Raw genomic sequence first — 20216 nt, 5'->3', positions numbered from 1 at the left:
GGCAATTTTTGAGCCACTTGGTTCGACCGGATTGCTCGTCAGAGCATTGAGCGAGTTTTCCAATGAAACGCCTACTGATGGCAACCATCGCAATTGTGAGCGCCGCAGCTCTTGCTCAGACGCTTAGCATGGCGCAGGAGAACAATGCTCCACGCCCGGTCGTTGAAGATGTGCCACCTGGCGGCTGCATGCCGATCGGTCTAACTGCCTCTGGAGAGATCGTTTTCCCCATCCAATGCAAGGAGCTTATTGAACGGCATCGCGCGGCGGCGGCAGGGCAGAATTCTGAAGACAAGAACGCCGCAAAACCACCTGACAACGCTGCCCCCGGCGAGGCGCCAGACCAGAAATCAACTGGATCAGTTCCGCCGCCAAACAAGTCATCCCTCCGCACCAAGAAGTCGGGCGACTGCACTCAGAACAGAACCTACGACCCATCATCCCGAACGTACACGGGCTACGATGGACGGCGTCGTTCCTGCAGCTGACGGAGCGCGTGAGAAGGTAGGCGTCAACAAGAACAACCGGTATGCGAATATTTCGGCATTGCAACCTCGCGCAATTTGACGGTCGCCGGACCTAGATCGTGAGGCAGAAGTGGGTTACACTTTCAAAGCAGCTGCCGGGTCATGTCCAGTAGGCACGGTTGTCAAACCGCATCTCACTGATCAGGCTTGAGCGGATGGAGCAATACAGCAAGTTCGATGATCCGGCCGCGAGCAAATCAGCCGATCCCTCGTGTGGCATCCCGCGCTGTCGCCGGCCGGGTCACCGTTGATCACGCGCCGGATCAGTCAGGTACGTCGACGCACCCCAGCTCCTCGATACAAGCAGAGTTACTGCACAGCATCGGTCGCGATCTGCTATTCGAAGTCCCTGCAGCCCAATGATGCGCGCGTACGATCAGCCATCAACTCGCTCAACGGTGCGCAGGCGGATCGCTTCGCTAGCGGCTCGTGTCACGTTAACTCCAAGCGCACGAAACGATCCCGCTGTGGCTTGAAGACCGTCGCATGGCGCAGAGCCTGTCCCAGATCATGGTGTCATCCCGGAGCAAACCTGCTGCGGGAGTTCTCGCAGCGCCCGACAGAGCAGAGGCATTTCCGAACCAGTTGCTGCCGGGCGCCAACAGAGGAAATTTAATTGTGAATGCACAAGAAACCATCTCATCCTTTCTCAATTTCGGCTAAAGTGTGGTGACAGTAAGAACATTTAGAGAACAACACAAATACGAAAGCGGTGGCGGTAAGGCAGACGAGACATGGTGAAGTCCGAGCATAGGTATCGTGATACCAGCTCCGATGAGGATAGGGTCACTACCCAAGCTTTCACGGCAGAGAGCGCTACGCCTGCGGGGTCGCCGTTAAGATACTCGTCGCCTTGGCCATGGATTCGAGCTCTCGCGATTGGCATCGCATTGTGGTCCGGCATTTTGTGGCTAGTCTGGCATTTTATCGCTTAGAATTGACGATCAAGCCTAGGTGGCACCGCCATCATGTGGCTGCGCTTCGCGCACTGGCCTCCGTCGCGGGCGAGAGTGAACTTCAAGCTGGATAAGGCCGTCGAGCAAGGCTAGTCCTAAAGGCGATATGACACCGCGCCTGGAGCGCGAGCCATCGCCTTGCAATCTACTTGGGCAAAAGGCGCTCGATTTCGTCAAGATAGACTTGTGCGCTACGCCTCCATGAAAACAGCCTTGCCCTGCTTCGACCCTTATCCGACATTGTCGCGCGAAGACTTTCGTTTTGCGAGAGAGCGACGATTGTCTCTACCCAGCGGTCACCATCATCTGGGTCGGCGTACAGAGCCACATCGCCCCCTACTTCGACCAGACTTGCCACACTGGACGAAACGACCGGACAACCTCTCGCCATCGCTTCCAGTGGTGGAAGTCCGAAGCCTTCTGTCCTGGACGGAAAAGCCAGACAAAGTGCCCCCTCATACAAAGCAGCCAAATCGTCCTCGCCGGCGTAGCCAACACAATGAACATTTGATCGGTTCAGGTCGATCGCGCCCAAAGAAAAAATGCTGAACGCGCCTCCGGCAACGATGATATTGATTCCCGCCGCTTCCAACCTTTCTGCCTGCTGAAGAATAACGTCGAGGTTCTTGTGCTTGGCTGTGCTGCCAAGCAGGAGGACATACGGATGTTTGAGATTGTGGATTTCCGCTCTGGCGCGGCTCGCGTTCCATCGCAGTGCGTGTTCATGGCCGTTGGGAGCGATGAAGATCTGTTCTCGCCGGCAGACACTGTACTTGACAAGCATATCGGCCGAAAACTGCGATACGGTGGCGACCCTTCTCGCGCGCTTGCCCACCAGTGGCATCACGCTTCGATAGGCAAGACCAAAGGTGCGAGAATAGCTTTCCGGCTCAATAAAGACGTTCGCATCGTGAATGCACACGATGTGATTTCGTGCGAGAAGCGGACCGAAATTTCCGAGGCTCAGTACCTCCGCTCCCCCGTACAGCGGCAAAACGAGCTGATCCCAGGCGTGGCCCGATCCGAAGCCAGTGCGGCAAATGGTGATATCTGAAAGTTCGGGTTCAGATTCCACGGCAGGCGGCAGTACCAACCGTAACGCCAGTCGTGCGGCGACATGTGGATCTTGCGCAAGCAAATCATTGAGCGCCCGTACAATCTCGTACGCGTAGCGTTGAACACCCGTGACGCGCTGAGTTACGAATCGACCGTTGATTGTCCAGGTTCTCCTGTCTTCAATGCTATCGGTCCCAGGTTGCATGCCAGACTTCCGAATGCAGCAAGCGCTTCGCCGACGCGCCAGGCGACACGTAGTCACCGCGGATTCAATATTCGTCCACAGCGCTCCTCGCTGAAGGCGAGCGCCCGCAACTTTCGTTAGTCGCACAACCTGATAGAACAACGATGCGAGGATCGTCATTCTGGTCTTCGTCGCTCGCGATCTTGCGCTTCCGGGGTACCCCTTGTCAAACCGAGCTTCAAGTCTCGTAAGGTGCTCCGACCATTTTAGAAAACCGGAGTATCGTACGTTCCCAGATCAAATTTTGCCTCCTTTAAGATGCCCTGCCCCGCCGAAGGGGACATGGCGCTCGCTCCGCTCGCTGGCCCGCAAACCGTGCCGCTCGCCGTTCCTGCATTGAACATCGGGAGAGCGGTTGGACAACAACCGCGAATTTCGCCAAGTGAGGCGGCAAGAATGGATTGACAATCAAAGCTCATGGTTGGACGTCTATCGCTTGGAACAGGTTTGCTGGTGCACCACCATATTCTCGGCAAGCTATCCCCCCTGCCAGGAATTGGGCTAGACTGCGGTGCCAAACCGTCGGTGGAGGTGAAGGATGTACGACTTTTCCTGGCACCAGTCCCATGGCGATCTCACGCTGTCGTCGGCCAGTTTTGTTGCTCCAGTTCTGCATTCGCTCTTTGGACTCGAGTCCGTACTCGACGTGGGCTGCGGTGATGGGCGATGGCTTGTATCGTTCAAGGAATGCGGGGTAGCGGTGATCGCTGGCATTGACGGTCCATGGACCGATGCAGCGAAGCTTCAGATAGAGCCGACCAACTTTAGCATTCGGGATCTTTCACAGCCGTTCGACCTTCAACACAAGTTTTCATTGGCAGTGAGCCTTGAGGTCGCCGAACACGTCGAGCCGCAGTTCTCGAAAGTGTTCGTGCAGAACATGGTCCGCCACAGCGATGTGGTTCTCTTTGGTGCGGCCATTCCGTTTCAGGGCGGATTTCGGCATGTAAACGAGCGGTGGCAATCTTATTGGGCGGATCTCTTCGCAGGTGAGGGCTTCGACTTATTCGATATTTTTAGATCGCAGCTTTGGAACCGGACCGATGTTGCGGTTTGGTACAAACAAAACATGCTACTTTACGTGAACCATGATCGTCGCGATCTCATCGCTCGCGTTGGCGACTACATAGAAGTCAACGGCATTACTCAACTGCCGTGCAACATCGTGCATCCCGACCGATACGAGCCGATCGCGTCGTACTCACAGATTGCCTTTAAACCTCTCCTCCACAAGCTTCCGCGCGCTACGATGCAAAAGTTTGCGGCTGTGATCTTAGGACGGACCTGACTTCGGCTTCTTCGGACTCTTGTAACAATGGCGAGAAAGGAACCATCACGGTTTTCACCACCACTTCGCTGCTCGTTCTGCGTCCTCCCGTTGAGACACCGGATTGAGGAGCGATCGGGTGAACGGGAATACGAAGGCCAAAGCATGGTGTCTGGCGCGCCCGCTTTCCGCCTTGGGAGGGATCCAGTCAGACAGGTGATGCGGCTTGTTGAAGGGTACCGGACTGTGTGGCGGACGACGTTGGGCTTTGCATGCTCAGCTGCGAGGACTCAGCCAACAACCAGAACTGCAAACGGCGACACTTACTCAACACCCATCTTCTTACATTGCCGAGGGATAAATGCGATTCCCCAGCAAAAATCTGGCCAGCGCATTGCGCGGATTGGTTCGGCGTAAGCTGTTCCTGCAAGACCCGATACCTACCCGCTATCTGCTCCTCCGAGCACTGGACCGACGATACGGGATTGTAAAATCCTACCAACGCAAGCTCGATTACGGCTTGGTGGAGCGCGCACATTACGGACACTGCATGCTGCATGCGGCGATCCTGGCACGCAAACTCCAGCATTCCCGCATCTCGTGTATCGAGTTCGGCGTCGCCGGCGGTGCGGGGCTGATAGCGATGGAGCAACATGCCGAGGCCGTCCGCGCTGAGACCGGAGTGGAGATCGTGGTCTTCGGCTTCGATACCGGAAAGGGCATGCCAGCGCCGGTAGACTACCGCGACTTACCTTATCTCTGGCAATCCGGCTATTTTGCCATGGACATCCCCAAATTGAGCGGGCGGCTCAAAATAGCCAGACTACTCCTCGGCGATGTTGCGGAAACCTTGCAAGACTTTACCGAGCGAGAGAAGCCTCCGCCGATTGGTTTTATAGCCTTCGATCTTGACTACTATTCATCGACGGTCACGGCGCTAAAGATCTTTGAGGCTAACCATCGATATCTGTTGCCGCGAGTCGCCTGCTACTTCGATGATATGGTCGGTGACATTGATTGGGCCTACAACGAATTCACCGGCGAATTGCTCGCCATCAAGGAGTTCAACGCGCAGCACCACGATATCAAAATCGCGCCTGTCAGCGGATTACGGTTCTCAGGCAGGCGCATTCCGCAAGCGTGGCACGAACAGATTTTCGTGGCCCATCTGTTCGCTCATCCTGATTATCGCACACCCATCTCCGAGCTAACCCAGCTTCCACTCGACGCGAATTAGGGCGTGTACTCATAAATCCGCGATGTCCGCTTACCCCCAACAGCGGCGTAGGAGCCGACATTGCATGAGGTCCGAGAAGGGCCAGAGGACTAAACCGCTCGCGCGGTAGGCGCCAGCGGCTGGCGGCGGAGCCAAGAGGATAGCGCAACGCGCGTCCTATCTTGAGATGAGGGGTTCGCAACCTTCACCCAAGACAGGAGCATCCCCATGACCGACGAGGCAGTAAGCCCGTTGCGCCGGCGCATGATCGAAGACATGACGATCCGCAAGTTCGCGCCGAAGACCCAACATGACTACGTGCAGAGGGTCAAGAACTTCGCCGCGTTTCTCGGGCGATCACCCGACACGCGAGCGCGCGCCTTGTTAATCACGGCCGGGAACCTCCACGATCTCGAGGGGGGCGCGCAGCCTGCTGGCGATGGGGCATCAGCCCAAGCGGCTTCTCGCCGATCGCGCTTATGACGCCAGGAGTCTGAGGGAGATCCATGCCGGACGGCGGATCAAGGCTGTTATCCCATCAAACCCCACCCGCAAGCATCCTTACCGCCACGACAAAACCGCCTACAAGGGACGCAATGTCATCGAGAGGATGTTCTGCCGCCTCAAGGATTTCCGACGCATCGCAACTCGCTATGACAAGCGGGCCGATATCTTCCTCTCCACAATCCTCCTCGCTGCTGCCCTGACCTGGTGGATCAATTGAGTCCAGACCCTAGATCGCACGTGCACGTCGGCGAGCTAATCCAAAATTCGTGAGACCAGAAATACTCGTGCATTCTCGGAATAGGATGGCATCGGATCCGCTTTCAGATGTGGGAAGGCACCGAGAAACTCATCAAAAGCTTCGATCTGACCTATTCGGTTCTTCTGTGGTCCCGAGCCCCAATCATCGAAGAAAATGATTGCGTGGTCGCCGATGAGACTCTCGCTGAACCACAAGGCGGCTCGGCTCGCCGAATAGATATCGCAATCGACCATAATTAGACTGGCGCGTTCGATATTATACTGCTGGATAGTCTCGTCGTTCAGGGTGTCCTTAAACCACCCCTTGATGAGAGTTGACCGAGTCCAGTCGATCCCCCGCTCGTTCAAATACTTCCGCGTGGCAGAAATGCTGGAGTAGAAGTCGCCCGGCTTCCAGCCCTCCCGTTCGGCTTCGGGCGGCAAGCCTTCGAAAGAATCGAAACCGAAAAGCCGGACAGTGTTCAGTTCTTTTTTGGCCAACACATCGTGCATTGCGGCAAATGAGGTCCCGCGGCTAACCCCGAATTCCAGATAATCTCCAAACTCATGGCCGTGTTTTCCTAGTTCATCGATTGCCACCCCGCAATACGCCGCAAATTGTTCTGGCGGAACAAGCGGGGTCCAGTCCTTGCGCCGCCCTTGGCGCCAACGTCGCAACTGACGCAAAGGCTTACCGGCGCCTGTCTGATCGAGTAGCCCCACCAACACCTTGCGCGCAGATGACATGTTGTCTATGCCCGCGACGTGGCGGAGTAGACTAAGACCGACTTGTCCTGCCAACGCACACTCATTGCCTAGCTCCTTTGACGGCTTTCAATGGGAAAACGGCAATTAAACATCGCAGTTTGCATCAGTCTGCCTGGCCTGCGCAGCTTCCTCGTTCCCTCTGGCACGCTGATCACCGGCTGGCGGACGCCAAACCCTCATCGAAGCAGCTTTCAAACAGCCCGGTTCCTAAATGTTCAGAGAAGCGGTGATTTCACCGTTACCCGTACAACAGAAAAGAGTGTGTGTCGAGGCTGCGACGTTATCTGGCGGATGGGCGGCCAGAAGCACCACCTGGAATTTCACCAGGTCCATGTTTCTGAGATGATGATGCAAATCTTCGAGATGCATACAATGCGGCGATCCATCGCAGCCGATGAGAGCGCATTAAAGCAAGACTCGCTACGGGTACAGTTGCGGCGGTGACCCAACTCAGCGAAAGCAAAAAAATTCCGCTTGGAGTCAATGGACTAAACCGCTCGCGCGGTAGGCGCCAGCGGCTGGCGGCGGAGCCAAGAGGATATCGCAACGCGCGTCCTGTCTTGAGATGAGGGGTTCGCAACCTTCACCCAAGACAGGAGCATCCCCATGACCGACGAGGCAGTAAGCCCGTTGCGCCGGCGCATGATCGAAGACATGACGATCCGCAAGTTCGCGCCGAAGACCCAACATGACTACGTGCAGAGGGTCAAGAACTTCGCCGCGTTTCTCGGGTGATCACCCGACACGGCGAGCTTCTTTAGGCAGGGAAGACCGCCTCCTGCTCCGAGCGAAGCTCGTCGATGAGCCGTCCGGTGGGGCGCTCAACATCATCATAGGTCAGCACCGCGTCCTTCGGCACGTCGCGGAGCAGCCGGCAACCCTCTGCCAGCCCCATCGGCAGCAGCTTCTCGGCGCGCGAAACAGCATAATTTTCACATTGGCCGTAGGTGAGATAGCCACCCAACCCGTCGATAAGGTCGCCGGCCTTCAGATCTGTCTTGGCGAGCGTGATCACATCCACCTTCGGCCCTCCAATCGGCTGAAGTACAGGGTCCTGCAGAAGGACGGCGCGGGCGATGGAGATGGGCACCTCGAAATGGCACAGGTGATAGGGAGTATAGAAACTGTAGAGCGGTCCCTCCCCGAGCTTGTAGAGATTGAGGAAGTGCTTCTGTTTTGGATCGTCATGGGTAGCGAGCACAAACACCCCGGGACTTGGGCGCGAGCCGACTACGTACTCCACTATCCCGCCGCGTTCCCGCAGCATTTCGACGTCATAGCGGGTCACGAGTTCATCCACATGGCCGGAATGGTCATAGCCAAGCATGCCGCGCTTTGCCACACTCATGCCCGTCGCATTGGCTACGATTGCCTGTTCAAAGCTGATCTTGGTGCCATCGGCGAAACTCGTCACCATATAGGGATTCTGACCCCACCGCTTCGCAAATTCCGCCTGGGTGGTGGGCGTGCGGTAACGATCCTGAAGTCCCTTGATATTGCCGCAGACGAGCGGCGTTAGACCGATCTGTCTGACGAAGCGGTAGAGATTCATCTGGACGCCCGGCTGGTCGCCATCGCATCCGGTCAGGAACGTGCCGACCTTCTCGGCGTGACGCTTGAGGATCGGGCCGACGGTCGCATCAAGCTCGGCGTTCATGGAGACGAGCGTCCTGCCGTTCTCAATCGCGCTCATCGTCAGTTGGGCACCGAATTCCAGCGCACCGGTTACGTCGACCAGACAATCGATGAGATCGCAGCCGGTCAGCAGCTCGGCGTTCTCGGTGATCGCTGCATGGTTCCCCGTGATCGCGGCTTCGAGCGCGCGCCCGTTCGTGACCGTTTCGATATGTTCGATCCCTGCCAGCCGAAAGGCGCGTTCGGCATTGGCGAGCGTCCGGTTGGCGATCGCGACAAGCCTCATGCCCGGGGTCGAATTGACAATCTGGTTCGCGATGCCGCGCGCCAGGAAACCGGCACCAACCATGCCAACGCGAATAGGGGCACCTTCGCTCTCTCTTTTTTTGAGCAGATGGTCGACAATGATCATAGCATCAGCCTGCCATTTCCACCTGACTTCCGGGATACGGCTGGGGGCCAGCGCCATACCGGCAAGGCTGCCTGCCCGGCATGTTACGACAGATCGCGAAGCTTTGTCGCATCTGTTGAATCGGGATCGAAACGCGGCCAGCGCTGATCCTTCTCGGACAGTTCCTTCAACTCAACCGGCCACTCGATGCCGAGCCATGGATCGTCGTAGCGAATGCCGCGCTCATGCTCCGGCGAGTAGAAGGCGCTGACCATATAGAGCGTCTCTGCATCGTCCGTGAGCGTGACGAAGCCATGCGCGAATCCTTGCGGCACATACATCGTCAGTCGGTTCTCGGCCGATAGCTCCGCCCCAAACCACTGTCCGTAAGTCGGCGATTGCGGGCGCAGATCGGCAATGACGTCATAGAGCGCACCCTGGATGCAACGCACGACCTTCGCTTCGGCTGCCGGCGGCAGCTGATAGTGCAAGCCCCGCAGCGTGCCGCGCCGGGCGGTGAAGGAAGTATTCACCTGCACGAAGCTCGCGATGACGCCGGCAGCCTCGAATTCCCTCTGGCAGTAGAACCGCGCGAAAAAACCGCGATCGTCTCCCCGTTTCTCGAGCTCGATGAGATGCGCGCCGGCGAGCGTCGTTTCGTGAAAAATCATGCGACCTTCTCGTTTGGCAGAACGGCCTCGTTCGGGCGGCTTCGTGAGGACTACCAGACCTTCCAGGGGGCTTCCCCACTGGCCCAAAGGCTCTCAAGTAAATGGCGATCGCGTAACGTGTCCATCGGTTGCCAGAAACCGTCGTGGTGGTAAGCGCCGAGCTGACCTTCCTGGGCCAGCCGTTCCAGCGGTTCGCGCTCCCAGACGGTCATATCCCCTTCGATATATCCGCCGACCTTGGGGCTCATCACAAAAAAACCGCCGTTGATCCATCCCTCATTGGCTGGCTTTTCACGGAAGGACACGACACACGCCCCGTCTGTCCGCAGGTTGCCGAAACGCCCCGAAGGCTGGGTTGCGCAGAGCGTAACCAGCCGGCCATCCCGCTTATGAAGCGCTATCGTCGCTGTGATGTCGACATTCGACAGGCCGTCACCATAGGTTAGGCAAAAGGCTTCTTCGTCCGCCACATAGGGCAGGATGCGCTTGATGCGCCCGCCGGTTTCACTCCTCTCCCCGGTATCGATCAGCGTGACAAGCCAGGGTTCTGCCCGCCGCCCATGGATTTCATATGTATTGTTCCTGAGGTCGAAAGACACATCGGATGAATGCATGAAATAGTTGAAAAAATAGTCTTTAATGACATTGCCCTTGTGGCCTAGGCAAACGATGAAATCATTTATGCCATGGGCGCTGTATATCTTCATGATATGCCAAAGGATGGGCTTCCCGCCGATCTCGACCATGGGCTTGGGTCGCGTCGAGGTCTCCTCGGACAACCGCGTCCCCAATCCCCCCGCAAGAAACACTGCCTTCATCGCCAATCACCTGAGGCGTCGTTCAATAAGCCCGGAGACGCGTTGAATTTAAAGATGGTGGACTTGAGAAACCCAGTAAGTTCTACTTTAGACTACTGAAATTGATGCTGCTTCGCAACAACTATCATGCGTGCAAATGCTTCCTTGATCCTTCATGCTTCGAGATTGTCTTTTATTCTTCAGGATGAATCCCACACCTTCCCTTCGCCCAAGTATTTTCCAACACAACTTTGGCTCTCAGCGAATCCATACTCTGCCAATATCGGTGTGAAGAAAGCTCGCGAGCCTGCCTCCTAAACCAATCGCGCCATCGGCTCTCATCCCCAGTTATGATGATCCCAGCGATGAAATCGAAAATTTCCGGCTGACAAACGAAGAACCCTCCATTTGTTTGTCCGCCATCTGTTTTGCCTTTTTCCCATGGCAGGATCCCCCAGCAATTTTTGCACGATGCGAAGCCGCCGGTTCACAAATTCCATTCTAGCTCCCGGTTCAGCCGATTGTTATCGACGTGGCTCTGCAACACCTTCAATCGCATCAGTTCGGATGAGCGAAAATCCGTGTCCTTGAAGTTCATCCTCTTCAAGCCCGACATCAAATTCCGGATCGATTGATCTAGATCCACAACCGGCTGATGATCGGGAGCGAGCGAGCGGTAAAGACTGAAATCAACCCGATAGGAGCGACTGTCCGCTGGCGCCGATGTGTTGATCGAAACCATCGTTCCAGGATTGGCGGCGGCGACGGCGTAGGCGAGGTCACGGACCTGGTAGTTACGATTGTCCGACCCGGTATTGACGGCCAGACACCGACCACCATTCCCCGCGGGGCGATCAAGTGCCCAATCGATGGCGCGAGCCATGTCGGCTACGTCAATCAGAGGACGCCATGGCGAGCCATCAGAAAGCACAGTGATCTCGCCCCGACTGATCGCGCAGGCCACGAAATCGTTCAGCACCAAGTCAAGCCGGAGACGGTCCGACATACCGCAGGCTGTCGCAAAGCGAAGACTGGTCACCACCATATCGGTGTCTATTTTTGCCAGCGCCTGCTCAGCACCAATTTTGGACCGGGCATATGCCGTAATCGGATTAAGCGGATCAGTCTCCCTTCGCGGCGGTCCCTGGGCGATCCCGTAAACACTGCAGCTTGACGCGAACACAAAGTTCTTGACGCCGGCCTTGGCGGCCGCCTTTGCGATTGAGACCGTTGTGTTCTGATTAATATCGATAGTCACATCCTCGAACTGATTTCCCATCGGATCGTTCGAAACGGCTGCAAGCTGGACAACCGCATCGTAACCGGACGTCATTTCAAGGGGGATAGTACGGACATCGCCAAAAAACTGTTGGTCCAGATCGCGCTCCGGGAAGACCGCAGCGCCCGTAAGGCAATGGGCGAAATATGCGTTGTCGAAGCCGTGCAGGATCGCGCCGGGCCGCGACCTCCGCAAATATTTGGCCACCGAAGGCCCCACATAGCCCATGTTTCCCGTGATCAATATCTTCACAATCCGCCCTTCTCTAAGGTCGGCCGGCCTGGGCCAGGAAATCACACTCTGATCTTAGAGTATCTAGAAACTGCGTCAAACCAGAACCATCGGCCTACAGGCTAATGGGAGCCGGCGCCACGTAGGAACCCAGGCAACATCAGCAAATTGCCGCCAGCAAGCCACCGCCGGCCTTCCTCGCAAAGTAAGTATTTGATCCTGCACACTTGACGCTGCTATGTTATCCTCTTTCAACGCTCTCGCGAACGCGCACCACTGCGATTGGAAGGTGCCTCAATGGTTGTGGATGCAGCCTGCTATTCGAGGAGCATAGATGGACCAAAGCCGCGTTCTCATCGCTTCACATTACAATGCGACGCGCTTCGTATATGATACCAGCTGCTACGACATGGTGGCTGGATTTGCGGAATGCGATGACGTGGATGTTCTCGCTCCGAGCACCCCAAAGAGCTCCGGGCAAATCCGCGTCGATAGGGTAAAGCGCCGTCTCAAGTCCCTGACCGGGCTCGGTACCTGCTATCGCATCGAACCTGTCGAGGTGAAGCAGGATTATGAACTCTTTGTATATATCGGCACCGGATTGCCAGATCTCGTGGATATAGCTCGCATTCGGCACTGGCGCCGACGGGCTAAGAGGGCCGTCTGCGTCGTGCTGAAGGCTTATGGCGGCGAGCTCAAGCAATTTGAAGATAACCTTGCCATCCTGAACTCGTTCGACATCGTCTATAGCGGCACCTGGACTTCAATAGCGTTCTTTCAATCGCTCGTGCGGCCGCCGGTGCGTTATCTCGCTTACGGCATTCCTGCACTTGAAATGATGCCGGCGTCAATTAATCGCGAGCGCACAATAGACGTTTATGCAATGGGTCGACGGCTTCCAGCATTGCATGACCAGATGCTGCGGGAGATGCGATCGGGTTCAGTAAACTATGTCTTCGATTCCTTCGACAATTCAGTGCCCTTCATCAAGGACTTCGCGGGTCACTGCTCATCCAGAGCGCAGTTTCTGAAGCAAACGAAATTCTTCGCCAACTTTGGCGTCAGATCGTTTCAAAGCAGAGAGCTCGAGCTTGCTGGCGATGACGATTTGATCACCTATCGATGCTATGAGGGAGCTGCGGCCGGAACCGTGATGTTCGGCTCGGCGCCCACGTCGCCAGACTACGCCCTTCTCTTTGATTGGGAAGACGCGATCATCCCCGCCCCGGCCAGCGGGTGCGACTACCTCGATTTTCTGCATGGTTTGGAAGCGCAGACGGATCGCATGAACGCAATTCGGCGCAGAAACGTATCGAATGCGCTCCTCAAGCACGATCTCGCCTATCGCTATGAGGCAATTCTCAAGGACCTGGGAGTGGCTACCCATGAAAAGCTCGAAGAACGCAAACAGGGCCTGTTGCATGCCGCCGATAGGGTTGGTCGTCCAACTCAACTTGGCGAGACGACGGTGGCGACGAGCATGGTCGGCAATCGCGCGCCGCGCATAGCGTGAATCGGTTGAAGAGCTTCGAGAACGAAGGTCGCAGGAACGCCCCCTCAGCGGGCGATTTACGACTGGGCTATGCCGCTCCCGCTTGCAGCCGTGAATGCTGTGGATAGGCGAGATCGAGCACAATATAATGCAGGCTGCTAGGACTTGATGCCTTGATGTGCAGGCTTTGTCGATGGCGCAGATATCGATCATCGTATGCACCCACAATCGGGCCGAAAGCCTGCGAGTATGCCTGAATTCCATAGAACATGCGGCAACCACCACTCCCGCGATCGATGTGGAGTTGGTGGTCGTAGACAACGCATCGACCGACGCCACCGCAGCGTTACTTCGGGACTGGCAACGATCAACTTCAATACCTTGCAGGGTGGTGTTTGCCGCACAGCGTGGCCTGAGTCAGGCCAGGAACTGCGGGGTTGACCATGCAACCGGCAAAATAATTGCCTTTACGGATGACGACTGCACGCTCGCCTCGGACTATTTCGAGCGGCTCGAACAAGCCTACGCCGAAGATGCGACGCCATCACTTAGAGGCGGTCGTGTTGAACTGGGCGATCCACGCGATCTGCCCTTCACGATCAAGACCGATCGAGTGTTGCAGAAATTTCTTGGCGGACATCCGGGCGGATTCATACACGGCTGCAATCTGACAATGACACGATCGGTCTTGGACCTCGTAGGGCGTTTCGACGTCCGCTTGGGAGCCGGGCAGCCGATTGGGGCGGCGGAGGACTCGGACTTCGTCTACCGTGCACACCGTCGCGGCGTGACGGTTTTGTACGATCCTTCAATTGTGGTGTTTCACCATCATGGCCGGCGGGATCCGGCAGTGGTAAGCCAGCTGCAGGGCGTGTACAATATTGGCAACGGGGCGCTGTATGCAAAGCACGGATTGAGGGATTGGAGGTTGTTGCTTCGGATCGTTCGGGAGATTCGAAACGCCCTCCGGGAGTCTCTCGGCGGCCCGCGTGCAGATGCGGAATTTGGTCTCAGTCACCGGGACAATCTTCGAGGTAACCTTAAAGGCGCCCTGCGATTTTGGTTCGGAGCACGTCACTAGAGCGAAAATCGATCCGCGAGCAAGCGTTGATGCACACGCGAAATCCGGCGGCATTTCCTGACGTCAACGATGGCGACCGTCCTACCTCGGCCGTTGACCAACCCGTGAGCAGGCAGGTCGTCATCTATTATAATGGAACGTTCATCCACCTGCACAATGGTGCTCACGCCAGGGTGACTTCCCTGCTGGAATATCTGTTGAATGCCGGTTACTCCATTACGCTGTTCAGTTTTGAAAATCACCCCACCGAGCCGTGGACCGACGCCGCTCAAGCCGCGTTCAAAGCCAGATTCCCGACTGTCCAATTGGTGTTGGACAGGAAAACAGCGTTGCTTGGTTGCATGACCTACATCAAGAATGCACTCACATCTTTTTTTCCGTCAAAGGCGAACAAGATTATCGGACGACGTATCCGCGGAGCGAGCCCGAACTACGAAGCCCTAATGGCCGAAAGAACCGAAGCGGTTTGGATCGTGAACTATGCCGATGGCCTGACCCAGCTCAATGGCATGCCGCGAGCGCCGATCGTCGAAACGCATGACATGAAATTCATTCAGGTCGCGAAGAAGAACTCCATTCCACCCTTCAGTTTTCGCTCGCTGCTCAGAATGCGGAGCGAGTTCGGCGTACTCAATTGCACGGCGGCAATAATTGCAATTTCTCCCGTCGAGGCTGGCCTTTTTCGTGCCGCTTTGGCCGATGCCAACGTTTTCTACATCCCGCAATATCCGTCGGTCATACCGATGCGGCGCGCAGACAAGCCGAAAAGTGGATACCTTTACGACCTTGTCTTCGTGGGTTCCGATATGTTCCAGAACGCCCGCGGTCTGCTGGCATTCTTCGAGGACAACAAGACATGGCTCTCATCGCTGCGTGTCGCGGTGGTTGGTCGGGTCGGTGAGAACGCATCCGTCCAAGCGTTTGCGCAAGGAAGGCCACAAGTCCAATTGCTCGGCTTCGTCGACGATCTTTCGCCGGTCTATGCTGCTTCCAAAGCTGCCATCTCACCTGTTGATGGTACTGGCCTCAAAATCAAGGCTGTCGAAGCACTCGGTCACGGACGGCCGGTGTTTGCCTCGCGCCACTCGATGGAAGGGCTGGCGCCAGGATACGATCGCTGCGTGTTTCCCATCGCACGCTCTCATATTGAGCGGATTCTCTGGAACGACCCAGAGCTCGAGGCGGCGCAAGCGAGCGCCCTGGCCTACTGGGAGAGTCTCGCCGTTGCTGGCGACTTGGCGCAGTTTCAAGACTTCCTCGATCACGCAACTAATAGGGCGAAACTCGTTTGAGTTCACTTCTGACAACTCGAGGAACGACCGGATCGCTGGGCAACAACCGGCTCCGCCACCGCGCCATTGGGGATTGCGACCGACTAACGCACGGGGACGGATCGCCAGCGGATAGCGTAATCTCTGTGGGTTCCCGAGCATGAAGGTAGATTACTATAGCACGTATAGATCGTTCCAAGGCTGGTCCGAGACCCCTGACGCCTCCCACGACCTATACTACAAGCTGGAAACGGCTGATCTGCATCTGGAACCGGGCTCAAAAATCATCGAACTCGGCTTCGGCGACGGACGATTTCTGGATTTCGCCAGACGCTCACGTTACGACGTGAGAGGCAGAGAAATTATTCCGGAGCTCGTACAACAAGCCGAGGCGCGGGGGCATAATGTCAAGACTGGAAGCATTCGCGATTTTCGCAGCGAGGCGGGCAGCTTCGACCTTGTCGTAGCGATCGACGTGGTGGAACATTTTTCGCTCGACGAGATAAGGGAGTTTTTTGAAGAGGTGGGACACCTCCTGAGGGTGGGCGGGCATGTCCTCTTGCGCTTCCCTAATGGAAACAGCCCGTTCAGCATGCCGCTTTACAACTCTGATGTAACCCATCGCATGCATCTCAACGGCTCCAGTCTATCGCAAATTTGCGTGCCGCTTGGATTTGAAGTCGTCCGCGTTGGTAACCAAAAGAGAGCTATCATCGGAGGTATCGGAATTCAGATCCGTCGAAGAATCCAGTTCGCACTACGTTCGTGCATTGAACTGTTAATCAGCGCTGCCTATTTCGGACACCGCGTTCCGTTGGACTCCAACTTGGTAGCGGTGTTTCGGAAGGCGCGATAACACTATTGGTCTCTGGCATCTGGAACTATTTTCGATGAGATCGACCTCGCTCACGCATCAGGGAAACCCTTCTGTAATGACGCCTGCGCATGAGGCGGGTAGCGCCGGGGCCTGACTGATCGTCAGCTGCGGCTGAACCAAGGCGGCTACCTGATGTGGGACGATTATCTTTGGACCAATGCCAAAGCACTCGATCTCAGCCCGAAGCAAGCCATAGATGCGTGGATCTATTCCCGCCGCAACATCGTCGAGCACATCTTCCGATTTATCAGGTCTACGCGAGAAAGACGGCATCAGATCCGGAATTGATCGATATGGCCTACTTTGCCGATCCGAGACAAATAACCGGGGATTAGGATCAAAGGGCTCGTTGCTATAAGGGGCACTCCAAGCTCGATCGAACGCTCGCGCGACTAGATATTCGTATTCCCGATCACACTTCTTGAGACGGTTTTAGCGTGCTCTGCAAAAACTGATGTACCGCTCCCACCACTCTTGATTCAAGCCCATCTGGGCACCCAGTGGCGCGCCACAGCAGAAGCATAGAAATCATGTAGACCAGCGCGGAGGCACCAACGACGGTTGAAAGTCCGCCCACTAACGAACCATAATCTTCCCTTCCGGATAGCCAGTCGCCAAAGGATACAACCGTCAGCGACATAAAGATGCAGCTAAGTATTGAGCGCCACGGACCGAACACCTGAACACGCAATGGCAAACCGATCAGTTCGCGGACCGTAAGCATCGAAAATCCGGCCATCAGCACCGAAATTGTCAGACGTACCGCGAGAAGGCCTGCAAGGCCGTAGTAGTAGACCCCGAGCAAGATGATCGGCATCTTCAGGCAAAATTCAATCAAGCTAAGCCGAAACAGAATGTTGGGTTTGGCAAGCGCCATGGATAATGGCGCAACGGGCGCGACGAACAGCGAAGGCACCAGGGCAAGAGCGAGCAATCGCAGAATCCAGCCTGCGTCGATCCATTGTCCACCGAGGACGAGGCGAATGATGGGTTCAGCCATCAAGCTCATCCCAATCATGATGGGCAGTCCGATCGCGACCACCGTCGCCGCACTGTTCCGATAGGCCGCCGTCAATCTCTGGTGGTTTCCCCTTATCATCGAAAAAGCGACCATCAGCGGATTGAGAGCCTGCAGAACAATCACCTGTGTTGGAAGTGCAGCAAGGTTCGCGGCCATCGAGAACCGGCCGAGTTCGGGTCGACTGATCAAACGGCCGAGTATCAGTTGGTCCATCTGCCAGTTGAGCGCGTTGACCGTCTGAGCAGCTGTTGACCAGCCGATAAAGCCAGAAAACAGGCGCCATTCCCGAACTGTAAACGCAGGTCGGTAAGGCGCAACGATGTAGGAGACAATGGCGACAACGACTGGGAAAGCGACCGTGCCTGCCGCTATGGCCCAATAGCTTCTGGTCTCCCAAGCAAAACTGACCGCAAAAACAAAGCTTGCGCACTTGCCGACGAATTCACAGAAGGAAAAGCGCTTGAAGTCCAAGTTCCTCGTGAATTCGATCATCCCCGCGCTAAGCAGGCTGCGTGCTGCCGGCGAGATAGCAAGCACGCAAACCAATCCGATCAATCGCTCGTCGTCATAGAAATGGGCCAACGGCCACGCCATGGCGAACAGAACGAGCGCCACCGCTGCCCCGCGCAGGAAACTGATTGTAAAGGCGGTATCGTAGTGGGATTTGGTGGGTGCTGAAAGCCGAACGATCGCCTGCCCGATGGGCAAGTCCAACACAGCCTCGACAACCACAACAACTGACATCGCAATCGCGACGAGACCAAAGTCCGCCGGCGATAACAATCGTCCAAGTACGACTATGGTCGCCAGATCGAAACAACGCGCTACTAGTCGAGAGGCAATGAGGACCGTCGCGCCCGCGGCTGCCCGACCACTTACCTTTTGAGAAGACTGCACCACCTACATTTCCTTGTCTCGCAGCAGACAGGACTTCGGGGAACTTCCAAATACAAGTGCATCGCTCGCCGCCAAACTACCCAATGACCAACAGCTATGGCGTTTCGGTCGTTGAGGCTACGGCCTATCAACACAGCAGCAAATGGTTATGCCGCGCTTCTCCCAACGAAATCGGCCAAACCAATTTTGCTCGCCATCCGTCATTCAACCGGTTGCGCCGCTGAGACATTCGGATACAATAGTCTCCAACGAAGCAGTGCACAATATTCCAGAACTCAGCATAAATCAGACGCGTCGTGCAAACCGAGTTGCCTCTCGGGCGAAAGCGAGCACCACGTGCAAGCTCCAAGACCTGATAGCGGATCAAAAGTCCCGTCCGCCAAGCGATCCAACAGCTGATCAAGCGACTGCTGAAAAGAGGGCCGAACCCGGATCGAGCGAACCGCGATTTGCCAGTCACATGCACGGTGTCGTCACCAGGGCTGAGCTGATGCCAACATCTACCGCAGCGATGGCACGCGCATTGATTAAAAGCCGTGAGACGCGCAACCGTTCGAACTCCCAAACAGGGCGTGAGGTCAGCCCGGTTCCAGGCGCATCAGACTAGATTTTCCAAATAGAAGCTATACTGCTTGACCGATCGACGAGGATTTTGTGGCTGATCCCACTCACGCCTTGGATTGTGAATTCACGCTGGCGCTTAACAACCGCACAGGGAAATACTTTTTCTGTAGGGACATGATCGAGGCATCTCGAGACCTCATCAGAAACTGCTATTACTGGAGAGTATCGCGCACCGATTTGCCGCCCAAGACTGTCGCACGGGTCCTTGGCAGACTAGCCCGCATTGAAGTCGACATCCGGGTGCAGAGGCCTTTCAGCTACCGCATAGTGCCGCCTATTTCTCACCCTCGTCCGATGGTTTTTACGGATCCGCGGGAGTGCGTCCTCTACCGAGTGAAGCCGCACGATGTCGTGTTGTGTCACGACATGGGTCCTTTGACGCATCCGCACCTCTATAGCCCGGGAGTCGAACAACTGTATGCGCTCGCCTTCAATAGGATCAAGGCCGCAAAGCCATTGATGCTATTCGTTAGCGACGCCTCGCGCAAGGATTTCGTTCGACTTTGCGGTGGGGACTTTCCTCTGATGGAGATCGTCCACCCTCCGATTCGAACCGGGATGGAGCGCGGTTGTGAGCAACCAGTGCGCAATATTCCCACCAAGTTCTTTCTTACAGTCGGAAGCGTCGGCGCACGCAAAAATCAGCTACGCGCAATCGAGGCGTTCAGGGCTTCAAAGCTTGCCGATAATGGTTACGGGTACGTCATCTGTGGTGGCGCCGAACCGGGAGCCGAAGACGTGTTAGAGCTAGCGCGTCGGACGTCCGGTGTTGTCCTCCCCGGTTACGTGAACGACGAAGAACTGAGGTGGCTCTATAAGAATGCTGCCGGCTTCGTCCTGCCCAGCTTGCTGGAGGGCTTCGGCCTACCTGCCGCCGAAGCGATCGGCCATAGCCTCGTACCGCTACTGGCGCGGGGAGGCGCGCTCGAAGAGGTGGCCGGCGATGCGGCGATCTACGTCAATCCCCTCGATGTTGCGGAGATCAGTCAAGGGATGAAATCCCTTGCCAGCTTAAGCGAGGAACAGCGCAAGATTCGGCTGGATCGACTTCGTATAAGCATCGGACGCTTCTCGCTGGAACGCGCTGTACGAACGTGGCGCTCGGCCCTCATGCTTGCAGCAATTTCCGCCTCCAGGGCTGCGCACGCCTAAATTCTCCGGGACGAAAAAG

General features: G+C 56.3%; 19 protein-coding genes and 1 other annotated feature. Of the genes, 12 read left to right on the top strand and 7 right to left on the bottom strand.

Going from position 1 to position 20216, the window contains the following annotated elements:
• The first annotated feature begins 62 nt into the window (after positions 1 to 62).
• Positions 63 to 488 (top strand): BA14K family protein, encoded by a 426-nt coding sequence (locus tag I6F35_RS13230; RefSeq protein ID WP_225118106.1) that lies wholly within the window; start codon positions 63 to 65, stop codon positions 486 to 488.
• A 525-nt stretch (positions 489 to 1013) separates the two neighbouring features.
• The gene (locus I6F35_RS13225) at positions 1014 to 1190 is read left to right on the top strand and encodes a hypothetical protein (RefSeq protein WP_225118105.1); all 177 of its coding nucleotides are present in this window, start codon (positions 1014 to 1016) and stop codon (positions 1188 to 1190) included.
• A 438-nt stretch (positions 1191 to 1628) separates the two neighbouring features.
• Here I6F35_RS13225 and I6F35_RS13220 read toward each other — a convergent pair whose 3' ends face one another.
• Positions 1629 to 2744, bottom strand: a complete 1116-nt coding sequence (locus I6F35_RS13220) for a glycosyltransferase family 1 protein (protein WP_225118104.1) — start codon at positions 2742 to 2744, stop codon at positions 1629 to 1631.
• A 577-nt stretch (positions 2745 to 3321) separates the two neighbouring features.
• Between I6F35_RS13220 and I6F35_RS13215 the strand changes: the two genes are divergently transcribed.
• The 4 genes from I6F35_RS13215 to I6F35_RS13200 all read left to right on the top strand — a co-directional run bounded on the left by I6F35_RS13215 (position 3322) and on the right by I6F35_RS13200 (position 5990).
• Entirely contained in the window at positions 3322 to 4071 is a 750-nt protein-coding gene (locus I6F35_RS13215) for a methyltransferase domain-containing protein (protein ID WP_225118103.1), read from the top strand.
• A 340-nt stretch (positions 4072 to 4411) separates the two neighbouring features.
• Entirely contained in the window at positions 4412 to 5287 is an 876-nt protein-coding gene (locus tag I6F35_RS13210; protein WP_225118102.1) for a hypothetical protein, read from the top strand.
• A 207-nt stretch (positions 5288 to 5494) separates the two neighbouring features.
• Positions 5495 to 5749, top strand: coding sequence for a hypothetical protein (locus I6F35_RS13205; RefSeq protein WP_225118101.1), 255 nt, complete (start codon positions 5495 to 5497; stop codon positions 5747 to 5749).
• Positions 5706 to 5990 carry a transposase gene (locus I6F35_RS13200; protein ID WP_249792510.1) on the top strand — a complete coding sequence of 95 codons (285 nt, stop codon included), beginning with the start codon at positions 5706 to 5708 and terminating at the stop codon, positions 5988 to 5990. Before I6F35_RS13205 ends, I6F35_RS13200 begins: the two co-directional genes overlap by 44 nt.
• A gap of 35 nt (positions 5991 to 6025) precedes the next feature.
• On the opposite strand, the gene I6F35_RS13195 is transcribed toward I6F35_RS13200, so the two are convergent.
• A complete protein-coding gene (locus I6F35_RS13195) occupies positions 6026 to 6757 on the bottom strand; it encodes a TylF/MycF family methyltransferase (RefSeq protein WP_225118100.1) in 732 nt (243 codons plus the stop codon).
• A gap of 299 nt (positions 6758 to 7056) precedes the next feature.
• Positions 7057 to 7112: a sequence feature (sul1 is cis-regulatory element that is thought to sense ions involved in sulfur or methionine metabolism; They are found in Alphaproteobacteria), on the bottom strand.
• Between the two features lie 272 nt (positions 7113 to 7384).
• Between I6F35_RS13195 and I6F35_RS40170 the strand changes: the two genes are divergently transcribed.
• Positions 7385 to 7513 carry a hypothetical protein gene (locus tag I6F35_RS40170; protein WP_275945455.1) on the top strand — a complete coding sequence of 43 codons (129 nt, stop codon included), beginning with the start codon at positions 7385 to 7387 and terminating at the stop codon, positions 7511 to 7513.
• 22 nt (positions 7514 to 7535) lie between these two features.
• On the opposite strand, the gene I6F35_RS13190 is transcribed toward I6F35_RS40170, so the two are convergent.
• The 4 genes from I6F35_RS13190 to I6F35_RS13175 all read right to left on the bottom strand — a co-directional run bounded on the left by I6F35_RS13190 (position 7536) and on the right by I6F35_RS13175 (position 11803).
• Positions 7536 to 8825, bottom strand: a complete 1290-nt coding sequence (locus I6F35_RS13190; protein WP_225118099.1) for an NAD(P)-dependent oxidoreductase — start codon at positions 8823 to 8825, stop codon at positions 7536 to 7538.
• 83 nt (positions 8826 to 8908) lie between these two features.
• Entirely contained in the window at positions 8909 to 9475 is a 567-nt protein-coding gene (rfbC, locus tag I6F35_RS13185; RefSeq protein ID WP_225118098.1) for a dTDP-4-dehydrorhamnose 3,5-epimerase, read from the bottom strand.
• 50 nt (positions 9476 to 9525) lie between these two features.
• Positions 9526 to 10293, bottom strand: a complete 768-nt coding sequence (rfbF, locus tag I6F35_RS13180; RefSeq protein WP_225118097.1) for a glucose-1-phosphate cytidylyltransferase — start codon at positions 10291 to 10293, stop codon at positions 9526 to 9528.
• Positions 10294 to 10759: 466 nt separating this feature from the next.
• Positions 10760 to 11803: an SDR family oxidoreductase gene (locus tag I6F35_RS13175; protein WP_225118096.1), complete on the bottom strand. Its 1044-nt coding sequence runs from the start codon at positions 11801 to 11803 to the stop codon at positions 10760 to 10762.
• A gap of 313 nt (positions 11804 to 12116) precedes the next feature.
• Here I6F35_RS13175 and I6F35_RS13170 point away from each other — a divergent pair, with 313 nt between their 5' ends.
• The 4 genes from I6F35_RS13170 (at position 12117) to I6F35_RS13155 (ending at position 16482) form a co-directional block, all read left to right on the top strand.
• Entirely contained in the window at positions 12117 to 13295 is a 1179-nt protein-coding gene (locus I6F35_RS13170; RefSeq protein ID WP_225118095.1) for a glycosyltransferase, read from the top strand.
• A 172-nt stretch (positions 13296 to 13467) separates the two neighbouring features.
• Positions 13468 to 14355, top strand: coding sequence for a glycosyltransferase family 2 protein (locus I6F35_RS13165; protein WP_225118094.1), 888 nt, complete (start codon positions 13468 to 13470; stop codon positions 14353 to 14355).
• Positions 14356 to 14384: 29 nt separating this feature from the next.
• Entirely contained in the window at positions 14385 to 15647 is a 1263-nt protein-coding gene (locus I6F35_RS13160; protein ID WP_225118093.1) for a glycosyltransferase family 4 protein, read from the top strand.
• Positions 15648 to 15786: 139 nt separating this feature from the next.
• Entirely contained in the window at positions 15787 to 16482 is a 696-nt protein-coding gene (locus I6F35_RS13155; RefSeq protein ID WP_225118092.1) for a class I SAM-dependent methyltransferase, read from the top strand.
• A 433-nt stretch (positions 16483 to 16915) separates the two neighbouring features.
• Here I6F35_RS13155 and I6F35_RS40485 read toward each other — a convergent pair whose 3' ends face one another.
• Positions 16916 to 18424, bottom strand: a complete 1509-nt coding sequence (locus I6F35_RS40485) for a lipopolysaccharide biosynthesis protein (protein WP_225118091.1) — start codon at positions 18422 to 18424, stop codon at positions 16916 to 16918.
• Positions 18425 to 19075: 651 nt separating this feature from the next.
• Here I6F35_RS40485 and I6F35_RS13145 point away from each other — a divergent pair.
• Positions 19076 to 20197 carry a glycosyltransferase family 1 protein gene (locus tag I6F35_RS13145; protein WP_225118090.1) on the top strand — a complete coding sequence of 374 codons (1122 nt, stop codon included), beginning with the start codon at positions 19076 to 19078 and terminating at the stop codon, positions 20195 to 20197.
• Positions 20198 to 20216 lie beyond the last annotated feature (19 nt).

This window comes from Bradyrhizobium sp. BRP22 (assembly GCF_020194175.1).
GTDB lineage: Bacteria > Pseudomonadota > Alphaproteobacteria > Rhizobiales > Xanthobacteraceae > Bradyrhizobium.
The sequence above is the reverse complement of the archived record's forward strand: the minus strand, read 5'-3'. Positions and strand labels throughout refer to the sequence as shown.